This window comes from Paenibacillus sp. FSL P4-0184 (assembly GCF_038004625.1).
In the GTDB taxonomy this organism is placed as follows: Bacteria; Bacillota; Bacilli; order Paenibacillales; family Paenibacillaceae; genus Paenibacillus_AQ.
Window position 1 is genome coordinate 670,027 of sequence record NZ_JBBORN010000002.1, and the last position, 15,719, is coordinate 685,745.

Genomic DNA, 15,719 nt, shown 5'->3' on the forward strand with positions numbered 1-15,719 from the left:
TAGGGGCTTAAAGTGAATTCTGACTCTGGATTTCACTTTAAGTCCTTTTTGTTGTAAGTTTTCCCAAATGCTTCAATATCATTTATGATAGGATAGAGTGACTATAAATATTATTCCCATAATAAGGGTTTTGAGTGAATTGGAGGATGCTTATGTTTTGGAAGAATGTTAGCGCTTACAGGAGTTCGGGTATTTTTAATAAAATGATATTGATCATTTCATTTTTGCTGCTGCTGTCCTTTCTGTTCTCTTTAACCGTCCTGCAGTATGTTTATCGAATTTATGACAAGCAAATCTATGAAAAGGCATCTGAAGTCCTGGGGATGTCATCTATCAGTATAGAGGGTACTTTGAGAGAGCTGGAACAACTTTCTTTTACAGTGGTCTCTGATGAGCAAATTCAGGAATGTCTTCGCCAGTTGCAGGATGATCCTCAACCATATGAGCGGCAGGTCCTACATAATAAAATCATTAACAGATTAGTTGCCTTTGCAGGAGCAGAGAAATACGTTTATTCCATGATGTTGTTGGATACGAATGGCGGCGCTATGACTGCGGGTAATCGGGAAGGTGTATCACAGGATCTCCAGGATCAATTAAAGCCTCTGGCTAAGGAAGCTAGCGGTAGTATTGTGTGGTATCCCCAAGGGAATAAGAATTCACTCCTGGCTGTTCGGCAGATTAAATCTTACACCGGATCAACCTTTACGCTGGACGATTTAGGGACGCTAGTCATTCGAATTCGGATTGATCGTATTATTGCAGATAGCACTAGTAACACTTCGGATGGCGATCAGTTGATTGTTGCAGATGCGACTTCAGGGCTAGCGGTTTATCCCCAAACTCCGATGTTGCTGCCAAATGAGCTTAAAGCGGAAACGGAACGTTCCGAGCTTTATCGTACGGCTAAGTATGAAGAAGGAACATATTTTATAACGAAGACTAAATCATCTTATATGGAATGGATGTATATCAATGCGACCCCCTTCAATGAGATGTTCAAACATATTACTTTTGTAAAAAAATTGGTCGTCATCATATTCGCGCTCATATTACTAATTGGATTGCTCTTAGGCTATCGATTAGCCCGAAGTATTGTACGCCCGATTTCAAAGCTGACCAAAAAAATGAAACAAATCGAGAAGGGTGATCTGGATAATCTGGAGGAACAGTCGCTAGGTGTCGTTTCACAAACTGCGCAGGACGAGGTAAGTCAGCTTAACAGAACCTTTAAAATGATGATCCGCAGAATCAGAGAACTAATCGATGAGAATTATGCGAAGCAGCTCATTATTAGAGAGACCGAGCTTAAAGCACTGCAGGCACAGATCAATCCGCATTTTTTGTACAATACACTTGAATCGATCAATTGGTTAGCGAAGATGAACAAGCAAGCTAAAATCTCAGAAATGGTAGAAGCGCTTGGCTATTTGTTTCGCAGTTCGATTGGTCTTAAAGACCCGTTGATTACAATTGAAAAAGAGCTCACCATTGTGCGCAATTATGTCATTATCCAGAAGATACGATTTGACGAGAGACTTGATTTCCGCATGGATTTTCCAGAGCATTTGCATGACGCTTTAATTCCGAAGCTGATGCTTCAGCCGTTGATCGAGAATGCAATCCGATATGCATTGGAGCCTAATATCGAGCCTTGCACGATTTCTATAACCGTAAGTGAGGAAGAACAGGGCCTTGATATTCGTGTTAGTGATAATGGGCCGGGGATGAGTGCCGAGTTCATCAAAGATTTACAGCAGGGAAGAGTTAAGACACGTGGCGAAGGCATTGGGTTAGCGAACATCGCAGAGCGTATTCAAATCGTATTTGGCCCAGAATGGGGAACAGTGATAGAAAGTGAGCCAGGTCAAGGAACGACAATACATGTACGTATACCTTATTTAAAAGGAGTGCAAGAGAATGTATAAGTTACTGCTGGTTGATGATGAACGGTTGATACTAGAAGGCATATCTCAGGTAGTGGACTGGGCACAGGCAGGAACGGAACTTGTGGGTACTGCGCGAAACGGGATAGAAGCCTTAGAGAAAATAGAGGAGCTTCGCCCTGAAATAGTGATTACTGATATTACCATGCCAGGATTGGATGGACTAGGCTTGGTGCAGAAATGCAGTGAACGGTTTCCTGAGGTAAAGTTCGTTATGTTGACGGGGTATAAGGATTTTGACTACGCCTGTATCGCTATGCAGCATGGAGTGAAGCATTATCTGCTTAAGCCGTGCAACGAGAATCAAATTCATGATGCGTTAGTTGAACTGGTAACAGAGCTCGATGACCTTAAGGGCCGGACGGAATTTGTAAATGACATGAAGCAACGTTTTACTAAAGTACTACCGCATGTAAAGGAACAATTTTTGAAGGAATGGATCTCTAACAAAACATACGGGAGTCAAGATTTAGAGTATTATCAGGAGCTGCTAGGCATCGAATTAAATGACAAAGTGGTGCGTTTGATCTTGTTCAGACTGGAAGGTTCTTATGAATATGAGCAACTATTTGCTCTGCAAAATATTGCACAGGATATGCTGCAAGAAACGCTGCTAAGTACAAGGATAGGCGGATTTATTCTGACACTAATGGAAGTCGAAGGAGAGACTGCGCTGAATAGTACACTGCTTGAACGAATTTCTGATGTACGGAAAATGTTCTACAAATTTTATAAAGTGGATGTAACCATTGCGATTAGTGATGCGGACTTCATGATACATTCTCGGAGATTGTATCGTCAGACTCTGCAATGCCTTAACCACTGTTTTTATATGGAAGAGGGAGGTCTGATCACAGGAAGTGATATTCCTAGTGATGAACTAAGCGGAAGAAATGACATTGAACTAGATGAAGAGCAAATCTGTCTGCTGATTAAGGCGGGCGAACAAAGTGCAGTAGAGTTTGAATTAGAGCGGTTATTTAATCTGCTAGCTGAACAGCGTGTGGATATTAATGTAACGCGATCTTATGTTTTGCAATTGTATTCTGCGATGATACGTTTAGCCGTCCCTGATGAAAGAAATACCTTTACTTCAAGTATGGTGGAACTGGCTGAGATCAGGACTTTAAGTGGTCTTAAAGCCTATGTAAAAGATGCTGCTGCTCGTTTGACAGCGATGTATGATCGTCATTTTCGCTGTCGCCAATCCTTAATCGTAGATAAAATGTTCAAAATTATTGCGGATGATTATAAGAATGCAGAACTGTCACTTAGCTCAGTCGCTGCTGAGATGTTATACATGAATCCTGATTATCTCGGGAAAATATTTAAGAAAATCACGGGGGAGAAATTCTCTAATTACGTTACTAATTACCGGATTACTAAAGCATCAGAACACATTATGCATAGTGGTGATGTAAGAGTATTTGAGCTCGCTGAAATGTTCGGCTTCGGTGGGAATGCACAGTATTTTAGTCAAGTGTTCAAAAAAGTAACTGGGCAGACACCCACAGAATTTATGAAACCCTCTCAAGGGAACTGATTATTGAACAAACAAGACGGTTTTTTGTATTCAACAATTACTGAATATTTGAGAAGATTTATACATGAAAGCGCTACCTAAAGGGATCAGAGCCTTTATACTATTATAGGAAAAGGGGACATGAATTTGAAAAAGAGATTCGCTTTACTAGCCGTACCATTGTTGTTGTCATCGATGTTAGCTGGTTGTGGTGGAGGTAATAACAATAATAGTGCTGCCGCTACGGATTCCGCTACAAACACGCCTTCAGAAACGAAACCCGCAGCTACAACTTCAGCAGAACCCGTAACTCTGCGTATAGCTTGGTGGGGTGGAGATACACGGCATTCTTATACACAACAAGTGATTGATATGTATGAAGCCAAATACCCGAATGTAACGATTGAACCTGAATATGCTTCATTCGATGATTATTGGAAGAAGCTTGCCCCTCAAGCAGCAGCGAATCGACTTCCTGATATCGTTCAAATGGATATTTCTTATATTAATCAATATGGGTCTAACGGACAGCTCGAAGATTTGAAGCCTTATTTGAACTCTCAGATACAAGTCGGTGATGTGAATGAGAACGTCCTTAGTACTGGGGTAATCAATGAGAAGCAATTCGGAATTCCATTAGGCGTTAACGTACTTGGTTTTCAATATGACCCAGAATTGCTAAAGAAGGCAGGGGTGGATTCCATTCCTGAGAACTGGACTTGGGATCAATACAAAGAAATTGCTGCGAAAGCTAAATCAGCTGGACTGTATATCGACGGTTCTATGGCAGCTGACGTATTCTTCAACTATTATCTGCGTACAAAAGGGCTGGCACTATATAACAATGATGGTTCAGCGCTTGGATATGAGGATGATGCCTTGTTCACTGACTTTTTCGGAATGCTGTCTGGTTTAATTAAAGATGGAGCGGTTCCATCCCAAGACAAACTGAGCCAAAACAAAGGCGTTATCGAAGAGTCGGATATTGTAAAAGGAACAGGTATCGGCGTATGGCAATGGTCTAACCAATATGTTGCTTTGCAAATCGCTGTAAATCGCCCTATGGCACTGGCACAAATGCCTGGTCCGGATATGGAAAAAGGACTCTACATGCAGCCAAGTATGTATTGGTCGGTGACTTCTAACTCAAAAGTGAAGGAAGAAGCAGCGAAGTTCGTTGATTTCTGGATTAATGATCCCGAAGCCAACAATCTAATCAAAGGCGAACGTGGTGTGCCAATTTCAAGCAAAATCAAAGAATCTGTAGCTTCACAATTAACGGATTCCGGTAAGCAAGTATTTAAATTCGTAGCTGACATGGAGCCTACTACTTCTCCAATGAGTCCGCCAGTTGGATCGCCAGAAGTAGTAGCACTCCTTACAGACCTTGCTGAACAAATGAACTTCGGCAAAATTGACCCAGCCGCAGCCGCCGCACAGTTCCGAAAAGAAGCGAACGCTATTCTCTCCAGCCGGTAATAGAAGGTAACAGATAACTATACTGCGTCTAACATGGGAAACGGCATGCCATTTGGTTAGGCGGCAGTCCGTTTCCCTTATTATTCACATAAAAAGGAGTTGGAGACCCTTGGCATCCACGAATCCCCTTCCTTCGAATCCGCTGGCTTTTAAGAAAAAGAAGCTAACAGGCCGGAGTTTACGAAGCAACCTTACAGGATATGCCTTTATCAGTCCATTCGTCATTGGCTTCCTTTGCTTCACACTGATCCCGATGATCATTTCTCTTTATCTTTCATTTACCAAATACAATTTGTTCGCTCCACCTAAATGGATCGGATTTGATAATTACATCAAAATGTTCTCGAATGACCCGAAATATTTGCATTCACTAAAGGTGACGCTGCTTTACGTATTTATTGGTGTGCCTTTACGTCTCACCTTTGCATTATTTGTGGCTATGATTCTAAATACTAAATCGCGCATGATCGGAGCCTATCGTACAACTTATTATTTACCTTCTATTATAGGTGGCAGTGTGGCGGTATCCATCATGTGGCGTAATATTTTTAGTGATACTGGAATTATTAATGGCATGCTCGGTTTTTTCGGCCTTGGTCCAGTAAGTTGGTTTGGTAATCCGAACGCTGCGCTTATTATGTTGATCACCTTATCCGTGTGGCAGTTTGGTTCATCCATGTTGATCTTTCTGGCGGGTCTAAAGAACATTCCTGGTGAAATGTACGAGGCAGCTAGTGTAGATGGAGCAGGCTTTTTCAGAAAGTTCTTTAAGATTACAATGCCCCTCCTAAGCTCAGTTATTCTCTTCAATCTAGTCATGCAGACGATCAGTGCATTTATGACCTTTGTTCCAGCTTATATTATCTCTAAAGGTGAAGGCGGACCAATGGACGGTACGATGTTGTATTCTCTATATCTATTCCGTCAGGCCTTTATGTTTAATAACATGGGTTACGCTTCAGCTATGGCGTGGGTGATGTTGTTGCTAGTCGGCATCATGACCGGAATTTTGTTCAAGACATCCAAATCGTGGGTCTTCTACGAATCGGAAGGAGGAAAATAATCCATGGCGAAAATGAAACTGAAATGGCCGCTGTATCATATTCTTATCGGTGGCCTCGCTATCATTATGCTGTATCCGATTTTGTGGATGATCATGAGCTCTTTTAAAGAGAGCCGGCTTGTATTTGTTACCGCTCAGCAGCTTCTTCCCGATCCATGGGTATGGGGGAATTATGCTAAAGGCTGGGAAGGGATTGCCGGATACTCCTTTGGTGTCTTTATAAAGAATTCATTAATTATTGTCGTTGTAGCCACTCTAGGAGCGGTGGTTTCTTCTTCACTGGTAGCCTTCGGATTTGCACGTAATAAGTTTGTAGGGCATGGCTTATGGTTCGGTATCATGATGATGACGCTTATGCTTCCTTCAGATGTAGTGCTAGTCCCGCAATATATCATCTATGCGAAATTGGAATGGCTCGATAGTATCAAGCCGATCGTGGTTCCACAGTTCTTCGGTGTTCCGTTCTTTATTTTCCTAATGCTGCAGTTTATTCGGACAATACCTGTTGAACTTGACGAAGCGGCTACGATAGATGGGTGCGGGAAATTTGGACTGTACTTCAGAATTATTCTCCCACTCATCCGTCCATCTATGGCTACTGCAGCGATCTTTTCCTTCTATTGGCGCTGGGAAGACCTGCTTGGGCCAGTGTTGTACCTGAACTCTCCATCTAAATATACAGTTTCTATGGGGCTGAAAATGTTCCTCGATAGTGAGTCCGTGTCCAACTGGGGACCCATGTTCGCCATGTCCGTTCTTAGCTTGGCACCCGTCATGATTATTTTCTTTATCTTTCAAAAGCAGATTGTGGAAGGAATCAGCACCAGTGGTTTGAAAGGATAAAATATCTAATGAAGAAAGGTGCGGCTGAATTTGGATAGCTATCATTTTGACTTTGGGATTAAAGATACAGCGTCCGGCTACACCAAAATTCGGCCGGACTCACGATACTCTCCGGATGCGCGATTTGGTTTTACTTCAGACTCGACAGTATTCGGGCGTTCCAGGGGAGGAGCAGATCCATTAAGAAGTGATTTCTGCATTCCGCAGAAGGCAGTCTTCCTGTTAGATATTCCTGATGGGATTTACCGGATTTCTTTGTTACTTGGTGACTCCTTAGCAGATACGAGTACAATAATTCGAGCAGGTGATGGTAAGTACGTATTAGATACATTGAACGTCCCGGCAGGTCAATATATACGAGAATCATTTGCGATGCGAATCATGGGGGGTCAGCTAAAGATCTCCTTCTCAGGTATTGCGCCTCGAATAAATGCTCTCGACATTGAGCCTGACAACGAAGCGCTCGTCTTATATTTGGCTGGTGATTCTACGGTGACCGATCAAGGAGAAGCTGGTTATCCCTATGCTGGCTGGGGCCAGTTGCTGCCTCGCTGCTTCAAAGCAGGTCTTGTAGTGGATAATCGAGCCATTTCAGGACGTAGCTCCAAGAGCTTTATTGAGGAAGGGCATTTGGACAATATTTCTACTGTGCTTCGGCCCAGAGATTATATGTTCATACAGTTTGGTCATAACGATTCAAAAGGGGATGAACATAGACACACCGAACCTTTCACTACATATAAAGAATATTTGCTGCGGATGATTACAGTTGCTAGCAAAGCAGGAGCCTACCCGGTACTGGTGACCGCTGTACATAGGCGGAGATTTGATCCTGCTGAAGCTATAGTAGACAGTCATGGAGAGTATTTAACGGCAATGAAAGAGTTGGCTGAGACTGAGCAGATCCCCCTAATCGATTTGGCGGAGAAGAGTCGTAAGCTTTTTGAAGCATATGGTGTGGAAGGAACGAAGGATCTGTTCATGTGGTCCTATCCGGGAGAATATATCTTGCATCCAGTTGGCGTACAAGACAATACACATTTTCAGATTTTAGGAGCACGTCTGCTTGCTGATCTTATTGTAGAGGGCATCCGTGAAGCCGGTTTAAATGATCTCATTATCCATCTTCGGCAGGGTGAATAAAAATAATCCTTTGGGGTATTAAAGATCTATCGATTCAACTTCTGTATGCGAGGTTAAGGTTAAGGAAAGAACTTAACTGGAAGGCTTGCATGACAAGAAGGAGGATACTTAAACATGGCAGATAAGAAGCTGGAAGGTAAGGTAGCGATTGTAACAGGTGGTGGTTCCGGCATTGGACGAGCAACTGTGCTTGAGTTCGCTCGTAACGGGGCCAAAGTTGTGTTGCTGGATAGAACTGTTGAGAATGCAGAAAAGGTTAGAAAACAAGTGGAGAAAGAAGGCGGAGAAGCTCTCGTAATTGAATGCGATGTTGCTGAACCCCCGCAAGTGGAAGCTGCCATAAACAAGGCGGCCGCGAAATGGGGTCGTCTTGATGTTGTTTTTGCAAACGCAGGGATTAATGGAGCCATGACGCCCATTGAAACGATGGATATTGAGTCTTGGGACCAGACGATTCACATCAACCTTCGTGGAACCTTCGCGACTGTTAAATATGCGATACCGCATCTAAAAGAAAGCGGTGGCAGTATCCTGATTAACAGCTCCATTAACGGAAATCGTGTATTTTCTAACATCGGTTTTTCTGCTTACAGTACGACAAAGGCAGGTCAGGTTGCTTTTATGAAAATGGCAGCATTAGAACTGGCTCAATTTCAAATTCGCGTAAATGCAATCTGTCCTGGGGCTATTAAGACCAATATAGATGACAACACTTTTCCATCCGAGGATCTCAAAGAGGTAAAGATCCCTGTCGAATTTCCGGAAGGGGATCAACCGCTAGAGGAAGGTCCTGGGCGTCCTGATCAAGTTGCGAAGCTGGCACTTTTTCTGGCCTCCGAGGATTCCGATCATATTACAGGAACTGAGATTTATTGTGACGGTGCAGAATCGTTGCTCCATGGTTAAATAATCTTTCACCAAAACGGATTCTATCCTCTTCGTTATGCGGATTATATAAGCTGTCTGCGCATATACATGGAGGATAGGAGTGCCGTTTTTTTGCTGTAAAATAAAGCTAATCATAATCTCCGTTTTCCGTTATAATGGAGTATCTGTGGAGAAAGGAGAATGAACTATGGATTTTCATATTGAATCATTAATTAAGCTGCTAGTGGCCATGCTGTTCGGGCTGTTCATCGGGATTGACCGACAGATCAAGCAGAAACCGCTGGGGATTCGGACCAGTATGGTCATTAGTATTGCCTCTTGTCTTGTAACTGTAGTGTCTATTCATGCCTTTGATAAGTTTGCAGGTCCTGAGCATCCAAATATGGATCCGATGCGCCTCGCTGCTCAAATTGTCAGTGGGATAGGGTTCTTGGGGGCTGGTGTTATCCTGCGTAGAGGCGGTGATGCAATATCAGGTTTGACCTCGGCAGCACTCATCTGGACAGCTTCGGGGATTGGTATAGCTGTGGGAGCAGGATTCTATATTGAAGCAGCATATGCGGTTATTCTTCTAATGTTTGCGGTGAATTTAGTTCCTCATTTAATTCGTTCGATTGGTCCTGAAGTGCTTAACAAGCATGAAGTTTCGGTGAGAATCATCATGGAAGCTAATTTTGTCCTTACTGAAGTGATCCAAAAAATTGAGAGACCTCAGGTTAGTACCCAACGAAGTACTAGAAGTCCATCCCGGGCGATCCGCAGAATGAAGATTAAGGATTTGGAAGATGGAAGACAAATGATCGATATGGTGATCTCAGCGCCGGATAAAGATTACGCAACAGAGATCTATTATGATGTGAAGAAAATTGATCATGTCATGAGCGTTGAAGTGGAACAGCTGTAAAAAAGGGCATGTCACGTCATGACCAGATGTGGTAATCTATCAAGTAGAGACAATTATCAGACACTGGAAGGGAGAACACATTATTATGTCTATCACAGCCTATAAAGGACAATATGAAGGAGAAGCAGCCATCTGGTTGAAAGCTGGCCGTTATGAGGCAGCTATCCTACCAGGCATCGGTGGCAACTTGATCTGTTTCCGTGATACCGAAAACGGTTACCGTTTCTTGCATGAACCGGGAGCTGAGGAAATGGAAGCCTTCAAAGCAAGTCCAGGCATCCATGGTATTCCTGTATTATTTCCTCCGAATCGATATGAAGATGGCAAATTTCCTTGGAATGGTCAAACTTATCAACTCCCGGTAAATGAAGTCGCAACAGGCAACCATTTACATGGATTTTTACATACGGCAGCTTGGGAAGTAGAAGAGTTCGGGAGCGGTAAGACCGAAAGCTTCGTAACCGTATTCATCAAAGTGGATGAGAACCATCCTTCTTATCAATACTTGCCGTTTAAATACACAATGAAACTACGTTATACCCTTGGTGAAGGTGGCTTATCTCAACAGGTACAAGTCCATAATGATGGTGATGAAGAGATGCCTTGCTTGTTGGCATTCCATACCGCGATTAATGCACCATTCGCACCAGGTAGCACACCACAAGACTACCTTGTAAAAGCGACCATCGGTAATCGCTGGGAATTAAATGACCGTATGCTGCCGACTGGTAAATTCCAAGAGCTGGAGCCAGGTGAAGCTCAGCTTCGTGATGAAGGTGTGAATCCTTATTTCGCTTCGATGGACAACCACTACACAGCTGTAGCTCAGAATGGACGTAACCGGATGGAGCTTACCGACAGCAAAGCTGGAGTCACTTTAGTATATGATGTAGGGACTTCATACAAGCAGTGGATGATCTGGAATAATGGTGCTTCTGAGCAGTTCTTCTGCCCAGAGCCGCAAATCAACTTAGTTAATGCGCCAATGGTAGATCTGCCAGCGGATGAGATCGGCTTATTCAGTCTCAAACCAGGCGAGTATTGGGATGAAAGTAGTCGTCTGTACGTGAAATAGTGTTCCTGTGAATATTAATATGTGATCAAAAAAGGGGCTGTCTTGTTCGTAGATTTCTACGAATAGACAGCCCTTTAACGTTTAATTAGACGCAGAACTTTATTTTTTACTAACTATTTCTTCACTAATCTGCTCAATAATCTCTTGGATACTCTTTGAACCAAGATCACCCTCACCACGTTTTCTTACAGAAACACTGCCAGAGTTTTTCTCATTCTCACCGAGAACGAGCATATAGGGTGATTTTTCAAGTTGGGCTTCACGAATTTTGTAACCTAGCTTCTCATTTCGGATATCAACCTCTACACGAATGCCAGCTTGTTCTAAGGATTGTTTCACCTGAAACGCATAAGCAACGTAGTTCTCAGAGACGGGCAATAACTTCGCTTGGACGGGTGCTAGCCATAGCGGGAATGCGCCGGCATAATGCTCCGTAATAATCCCCATAAAACGATCAATCGACCCATAAACAGCGCGATGGATTACGACCGGGCGGTGCTTAAGGTTATCTTCCCCGATATAAGTAAGATCGAATTTCTCTGGCATTTGCCAATCTAGTTGGATGGTTCCACATTGCCAGCTTCGTTTTAGCGCATCTAAAATATGGAAATCAATCTTTGGTCCGTAGAATGCGCCATCACCTTCATTCACACGATACTCGATCCCGAGATTGTCTAATACACTTTGTAATGATTGTTCAGCTAGATCCCATAGTTCTTCTGATCCCATATAATCTGCCGGGCGAGTAGATAATTCAATCTTGTACTCAAAGCCAAACACTTGATAAATATGGTCAATCAGTGAGATTACCCGGCTTATTTCGTCCTCAATCTGCTCTGGTAATACGAAGAGATGGGCATCATCCTGACAGAACGTACGAACACGCATCATCCCGTTAAGTGCCCCAGAGAACTCATGGCGATGTACTTGACCAAATTCGGCAATTCGGATAGGCAACTCTCGGTAAGAATGTAGATTATTTTTGTAGATCATCATATGACCTGGGCAGTTCATTGGTTTGAGTGCGAATTTTGTTTCGTCTACATTGGTGAAATACATATTGTCTTTGTAGTGATCCCAGTGTCCGGATTGCTCCCAAAGCCGATTGTTCATCATCAGTGGTGTACGAACTTCATCGTAATCTCTCTGTCTTTGTAATTCACGTGCGAAATTCTCAAGCTCTGTGCGGATAGTCATCCCCTTGGGAAGATAGAAGGGCATACCTGGAGCTTCTTCAGAGAACATAAACAATTCCAGTTCCTTGCCGAGCTTACGGTGATCACGTTTTTTAGCTTCTTCAAGAAAGAGTAAGTGCTCTTCAAGTTGAGCTTTCTTAGGAAAAGCAGTTCCGTAAATACGTTGCAGCATTTTATTATTCGAATCTCCACGCCAGTAGGCACCTGCTACATTCAACAGCTTAAAAGCCTTGACCAAGCCAGTTGAGGGAAGATGTGGGCCTCGACAGAGATCCGAGAATTCCCCTTGATCATAAATAGACAATACTGTGTCTTCCGGTAGATCACGGATAAGCTCCAGCTTTAAGGGCTCATTCATCGCTTCAAAAAGCTTGATTGCTTCAGCGCGGGGAACGACACGGCGGACAATCGGGTGATTCTCTTGAATAATTCTCGCCATCTCTTGTTCGATTGCTACAAGATCAGCCGTGGATAGAGGTGTCTCAATATCAATGTCGTAATAGAAGCCATCTTCGATTACTGGACCTATGCCGAGCTGGACGCCCTTATCTCCATATATACGTTTTATGGCCTGCGCCATGATATGTGCTGTACTGTGTCTATAAATTTCCAGGCCTTCTTTGCTATCCAGCGTAACAATTTCGAGCTGGCAATCATGTTCGATCGTTTGGTTTAGATCAACGGATGTTCCATCGATTATTCCAGCTACAGCATTTTTTTTCAGACTGGTACTTATGGCACCTGCTGCTTCTTTAATCGTCGTTCCTTGCAGTACCTCTCTAATTGTTCCGTTTTGCAGTGTTACCTTGATCTCCATGATTGTTAGCCTCCATTTCTCAAAAATTGTTAGTGGTGAACGCAAAAAAACGCATCTCTCCCAGAAAGGGACGAGTGCGTTCAGCTCGTGGTTCCACCCTAATTCGACCTATCACAAGGATAGGACCTCATTGGTATCCTTTAACGTGGATAAGTCGGTGCCACATACTACCGCAAAATTTAGATCTGCGGATTCAGCGCCACGGCTACAAAGGGGTAACTTCACAATCGTGTACTGGAGAAGCTTTCAGCCTAGACCTCTCTCTCTGGACAGTTCGTATAGGAAATCATGTCTTTGATCATTGCCATATGATGTTGCTCGTTCATAGTACTCAATTGCACCCCATAAAGTCAAGAGGCAAGAAACCAGAAATTCAGTTCTCTTTTATTGCAGTCATCATTTGTGTACAGGCGAAGGAGATGAAGTACTCATTGGCGAATGTATGATATCAACTTATTTTAAGGAGGTTTGATATGCAGATTCTCGCCATGCTGACGATGCTAATCGACCATATTGGCTATATCTTTTTTCCAGAGGATATTGCTTGGAGATATGTAGGAAGAATAGCCTTTCCAATCTACTGTTACGGGCTTGTGCAGGGCCATATCCATACATCATCCAGACCGAAATACTTGTTCCGACTGCTCATTATCGCTATTATTGCTCAGATCCCATACAATTTAGCGATTAATCCTGGTGGATGGAACGTGGTGTTTACGCTTTTGTTATCCGCAACCGTATTGGTTATTTTAGATAAACTGCCTACTCCATGGCTTGGAATACCAGTCGTCATTGCAGCTATCGCGTTAATGGATTATTTCCCGATAGATTATAATGCGTACGGCCTGCTGCTAGTATTAATATTCCGTTATGCGAAGTCATATTGGCTTGTTGTAGCACATTTGGCACTTAATCTGTTCTACATGTTTTATAATTATTGGGTTGTGCAAATGCTTAGTATTTTACCAACACTGTTGATTGCTTTGGCGCCTGCACTTTGGGGATATTTAGAGCGTCACCGGGTACCACGCTGGGTGTGGTGGTCTTTTTATCCTGCGCATTTACTGATTTTAGCGTTATTTAAAGGCGTAATATACAATGAATGGGTTTCTATCGAATGGCGAACTTTGTTGAATCTATAGTATTTTTACAATAAGTAATACTTTGATTTACAAATGTTGCCTTTGCTGAGATAATGGATTGATTTCAAAAAATCTTACAAAAAGGAGACTTGCTATGAGGAGAATGAAAGCTAGGGCAAAATGGTTTATTCCTTTTGTCGCACTGCTGCTTGTTCTGGCCGGTTGTCAATCGGTTGGAGGTTTCGATGTTAATAAGGCATTGATCGGGGATGTCGATGTTAAATCATCAGAATCCAGCATGACGTTTTCTATGAACGCTGAACCTTCAGAAGGAATTAGCGCAGAAGATAAGGAAATGGTCGATCTCATAAATTCTTTTTCCCTGAGTATTAGCAATGCAAAGTTACAAGAGAATGGTAATGTATCTGCCAATGGAACGATCGGCTATAAACAATTGAATATTCCATTCTCATTGTTTATGGACAAAAAAACTTTAGTCTTTACGGTTGAAGGAGCAAAACAACCGTTTTACTTCCCGGTTCAAGGTTATGATGAGGTCTTTGCTGAAGTTGGATTGGATCTAACTAAAGCTGAAGATCTTAGTAAGCTGCTAACGAAGTTTGTGGTGAAGAATCTTCCTAATCCAAGCGCAATTAGCGTAACACCCGTTAGTGAGGCTGTGTATGGCCAGCAGGTGAATATGACGAAGTTACATACCGAAGTGACGGGTGATGAGCTTCCGGCATTGTTAAAAGGATTCCTGAAATCGATCTCTAAAGATACAGAAGGCTTTACAGAATTGGTTGGTGGTCTATATGACTATCTATATCCTGTGATCAAAGAAATGGACGAAAAAGCCTCCGGTGATTATGAAATTCCAGGTATTGGAGTAATTCCTCTGGGTGATAAAGAAGCTGTTGTAACTGTACTGCATGATGCAGCAAAATTGGCTGTGGATGCGTTACTGCTGGTTTATGACAATCAACTAGACAGTCTTTACAAAGCTACCCCTGAGCTTAAGACGGTTCTGAGTAAGGATACGAAGCTTGCTGTCGACATTTTTGTAGACAGTGGACTACATGTTCGTAAACAGAATGTTGATCTGAAAGTGGCGCTTCCAGGTACTGAAGATATGCCATTAAAGAGCTTCTCTCTTAAGGCTTCCAGTCAGATTTGGAACATTGGTGGTGCTGTAACGGCAGATCCAATCAGTACTGAAGGAGCACTTGATGTTTCTTCCGGTGACCTGACTCCTGGAGAGACTTTGAACAATTTTGATCCAAATTCTAACGTATATCGTATATTGAAAGACGATCTTGGTATCACCAAGAGAACGATTGTCATCGAACCAGACGACGAATATTATTATCCGATCGTTGACAATAATACGACGTACATTCCTCTGCGGTATTTTGCAGAAGATTTAGATGCTATTGTGGAATGGGATACAGTCAATCGTGCTATTATCGTAACTGATGGTGTGTACGGTGATAAACTGGTATTCAAAATCGGTTCTTCCGAAGCAGTGATTAACGGTGAAAAAGTGAAGCTTGCAGAGCCTGTATTTGTTGACGAATATGGTGATGCCTATGTATCGCTGCGTCTGCTTGCTGAAGCACTTCATGCTACTGTGTATGTAGATGAAGATGGTTGGATTACTATTACACGTAAATAGTTAGTTCGATCCTCATTGGCTAAATAACACAAACAAACCCAGCTTCTAACTTCGCAGTATTGCGGGTGGAGCTGGGTTTTTTATAT

At 42.7% G+C, this 15,719-nt stretch carries 12 protein-coding genes; 11 read left to right on the plus strand and 1 reads right to left on the minus strand.

What is annotated here, in order from left to right; all coding sequences use genetic code 11:
- The first annotated feature begins 152 nt into the window (after nt 1-152).
- The 9 genes from MKY52_RS24725 to MKY52_RS24765 all read left to right on the plus strand — a co-directional run bounded on the left by MKY52_RS24725 (nt 153) and on the right by MKY52_RS24765 (nt 10,863).
- Nucleotides 153-1,928 carry a sensor histidine kinase gene (locus MKY52_RS24725; protein ID WP_341054153.1) on the plus strand — a complete coding sequence of 592 codons (1,776 nt, stop codon included), beginning with the start codon at nt 153-155 and terminating at the stop codon, nt 1,926-1,928.
- Nucleotides 1,921-3,489 (plus strand): response regulator transcription factor, encoded by a 1,569-nt coding sequence (locus MKY52_RS24730; protein ID WP_341054154.1) that lies wholly within the window; start codon nt 1,921-1,923, stop codon nt 3,487-3,489. The genes MKY52_RS24725 and MKY52_RS24730 overlap by 8 nt, the downstream gene beginning before the upstream one ends.
- A 120-nt stretch (nt 3,490-3,609) precedes the next feature.
- Nucleotides 3,610-4,947, plus strand: coding sequence for an extracellular solute-binding protein (locus tag MKY52_RS24735; protein ID WP_149644202.1), 1,338 nt, complete (start codon nt 3,610-3,612; stop codon nt 4,945-4,947).
- 142 nt (nt 4,948-5,089) lie between these two features.
- Nucleotides 5,090-6,010, plus strand: coding sequence for a carbohydrate ABC transporter permease (locus MKY52_RS24740; protein WP_341055620.1), 921 nt, complete (start codon nt 5,090-5,092; stop codon nt 6,008-6,010).
- A gap of 3 nt (nt 6,011-6,013) precedes the next feature.
- Nucleotides 6,014-6,853 (plus strand): carbohydrate ABC transporter permease, encoded by an 840-nt coding sequence (locus MKY52_RS24745; protein ID WP_042126927.1) that lies wholly within the window; start codon nt 6,014-6,016, stop codon nt 6,851-6,853.
- A gap of 30 nt (nt 6,854-6,883) precedes the next feature.
- A complete protein-coding gene (locus MKY52_RS24750) occupies nt 6,884-7,996 on the plus strand; it encodes a rhamnogalacturonan acetylesterase (protein ID WP_341054156.1) in 1,113 nt (370 codons plus the stop codon).
- A 114-nt stretch (nt 7,997-8,110) separates the two neighbouring features.
- Nucleotides 8,111-8,902: an SDR family oxidoreductase gene (locus MKY52_RS24755; protein WP_042187431.1), complete on the plus strand. Its 792-nt coding sequence runs from the start codon at nt 8,111-8,113 to the stop codon at nt 8,900-8,902.
- A 169-nt stretch (nt 8,903-9,071) separates the two neighbouring features.
- Nucleotides 9,072-9,788: an MgtC/SapB family protein gene (locus MKY52_RS24760; RefSeq protein WP_042126933.1), complete on the plus strand. Its 717-nt coding sequence runs from the start codon at nt 9,072-9,074 to the stop codon at nt 9,786-9,788.
- A gap of 85 nt (nt 9,789-9,873) precedes the next feature.
- A complete protein-coding gene (locus tag MKY52_RS24765) occupies nt 9,874-10,863 on the plus strand; it encodes an aldose 1-epimerase (RefSeq protein ID WP_341054158.1) in 990 nt (329 codons plus the stop codon).
- A 99-nt stretch (nt 10,864-10,962) separates the two neighbouring features.
- Here MKY52_RS24765 and thrS read toward each other — a convergent pair whose 3' ends face one another.
- The gene (gene thrS / locus MKY52_RS24770; RefSeq protein WP_341054159.1) at nt 10,963-12,876 is read right to left on the minus strand and encodes a threonine--tRNA ligase; all 1,914 of its coding nucleotides are present in this window, start codon (nt 12,874-12,876) and stop codon (nt 10,963-10,965) included.
- 473 nt (nt 12,877-13,349) lie between these two features.
- Here thrS and MKY52_RS24775 point away from each other — a divergent pair, with 473 nt between their 5' ends.
- Nucleotides 13,350-14,018, plus strand: a complete 669-nt coding sequence (locus tag MKY52_RS24775) for a TraX family protein (protein ID WP_341054161.1) — start codon at nt 13,350-13,352, stop codon at nt 14,016-14,018.
- Between the two features lie 94 nt (nt 14,019-14,112).
- Nucleotides 14,113-15,633: a copper amine oxidase N-terminal domain-containing protein gene (locus tag MKY52_RS24780; RefSeq protein ID WP_341054164.1), complete on the plus strand. Its 1,521-nt coding sequence runs from the start codon at nt 14,113-14,115 to the stop codon at nt 15,631-15,633.
- The last annotated feature ends 86 nt before the right edge of the window (nt 15,634-15,719 follow it).

Bases quoted from the DNA above. Each gene is read 5' to 3' on its own strand.
- MKY52_RS24765 (WP_341054158.1), top strand. From the start codon at position 9,874: ATGTCTATCACAGCCTATAAAGGACAATATGAAGGAGAAGCAGCCATC.
- thrS (WP_341054159.1), bottom strand. From the start codon at position 12,876: ATGGAGATCAAGGTAACACTGCAAAACGGAACAATTAGAGAGGTACTG.
- MKY52_RS24735 (WP_149644202.1), top strand. From the start codon at position 3,610: ATGAATTTGAAAAAGAGATTCGCTTTACTAGCCGTACCATTGTTGTTG.
- MKY52_RS24755 (WP_042187431.1), top strand. From the start codon at position 8,111: ATGGCAGATAAGAAGCTGGAAGGTAAGGTAGCGATTGTAACAGGTGGT.
- MKY52_RS24775 (WP_341054161.1), top strand. From the start codon at position 13,350: ATGCAGATTCTCGCCATGCTGACGATGCTAATCGACCATATTGGCTAT.
- MKY52_RS24760 (WP_042126933.1), top strand. From the start codon at position 9,072: ATGGATTTTCATATTGAATCATTAATTAAGCTGCTAGTGGCCATGCTG.
- MKY52_RS24725 (WP_341054153.1), top strand. From the start codon at position 153: ATGTTTTGGAAGAATGTTAGCGCTTACAGGAGTTCGGGTATTTTTAAT.
- MKY52_RS24730 (WP_341054154.1), top strand. From the start codon at position 1,921: ATGTATAAGTTACTGCTGGTTGATGATGAACGGTTGATACTAGAAGGC.
- MKY52_RS24780 (WP_341054164.1), top strand. From the start codon at position 14,113: ATGAGGAGAATGAAAGCTAGGGCAAAATGGTTTATTCCTTTTGTCGCA.
- MKY52_RS24745 (WP_042126927.1), top strand. From the start codon at position 6,014: ATGGCGAAAATGAAACTGAAATGGCCGCTGTATCATATTCTTATCGGT.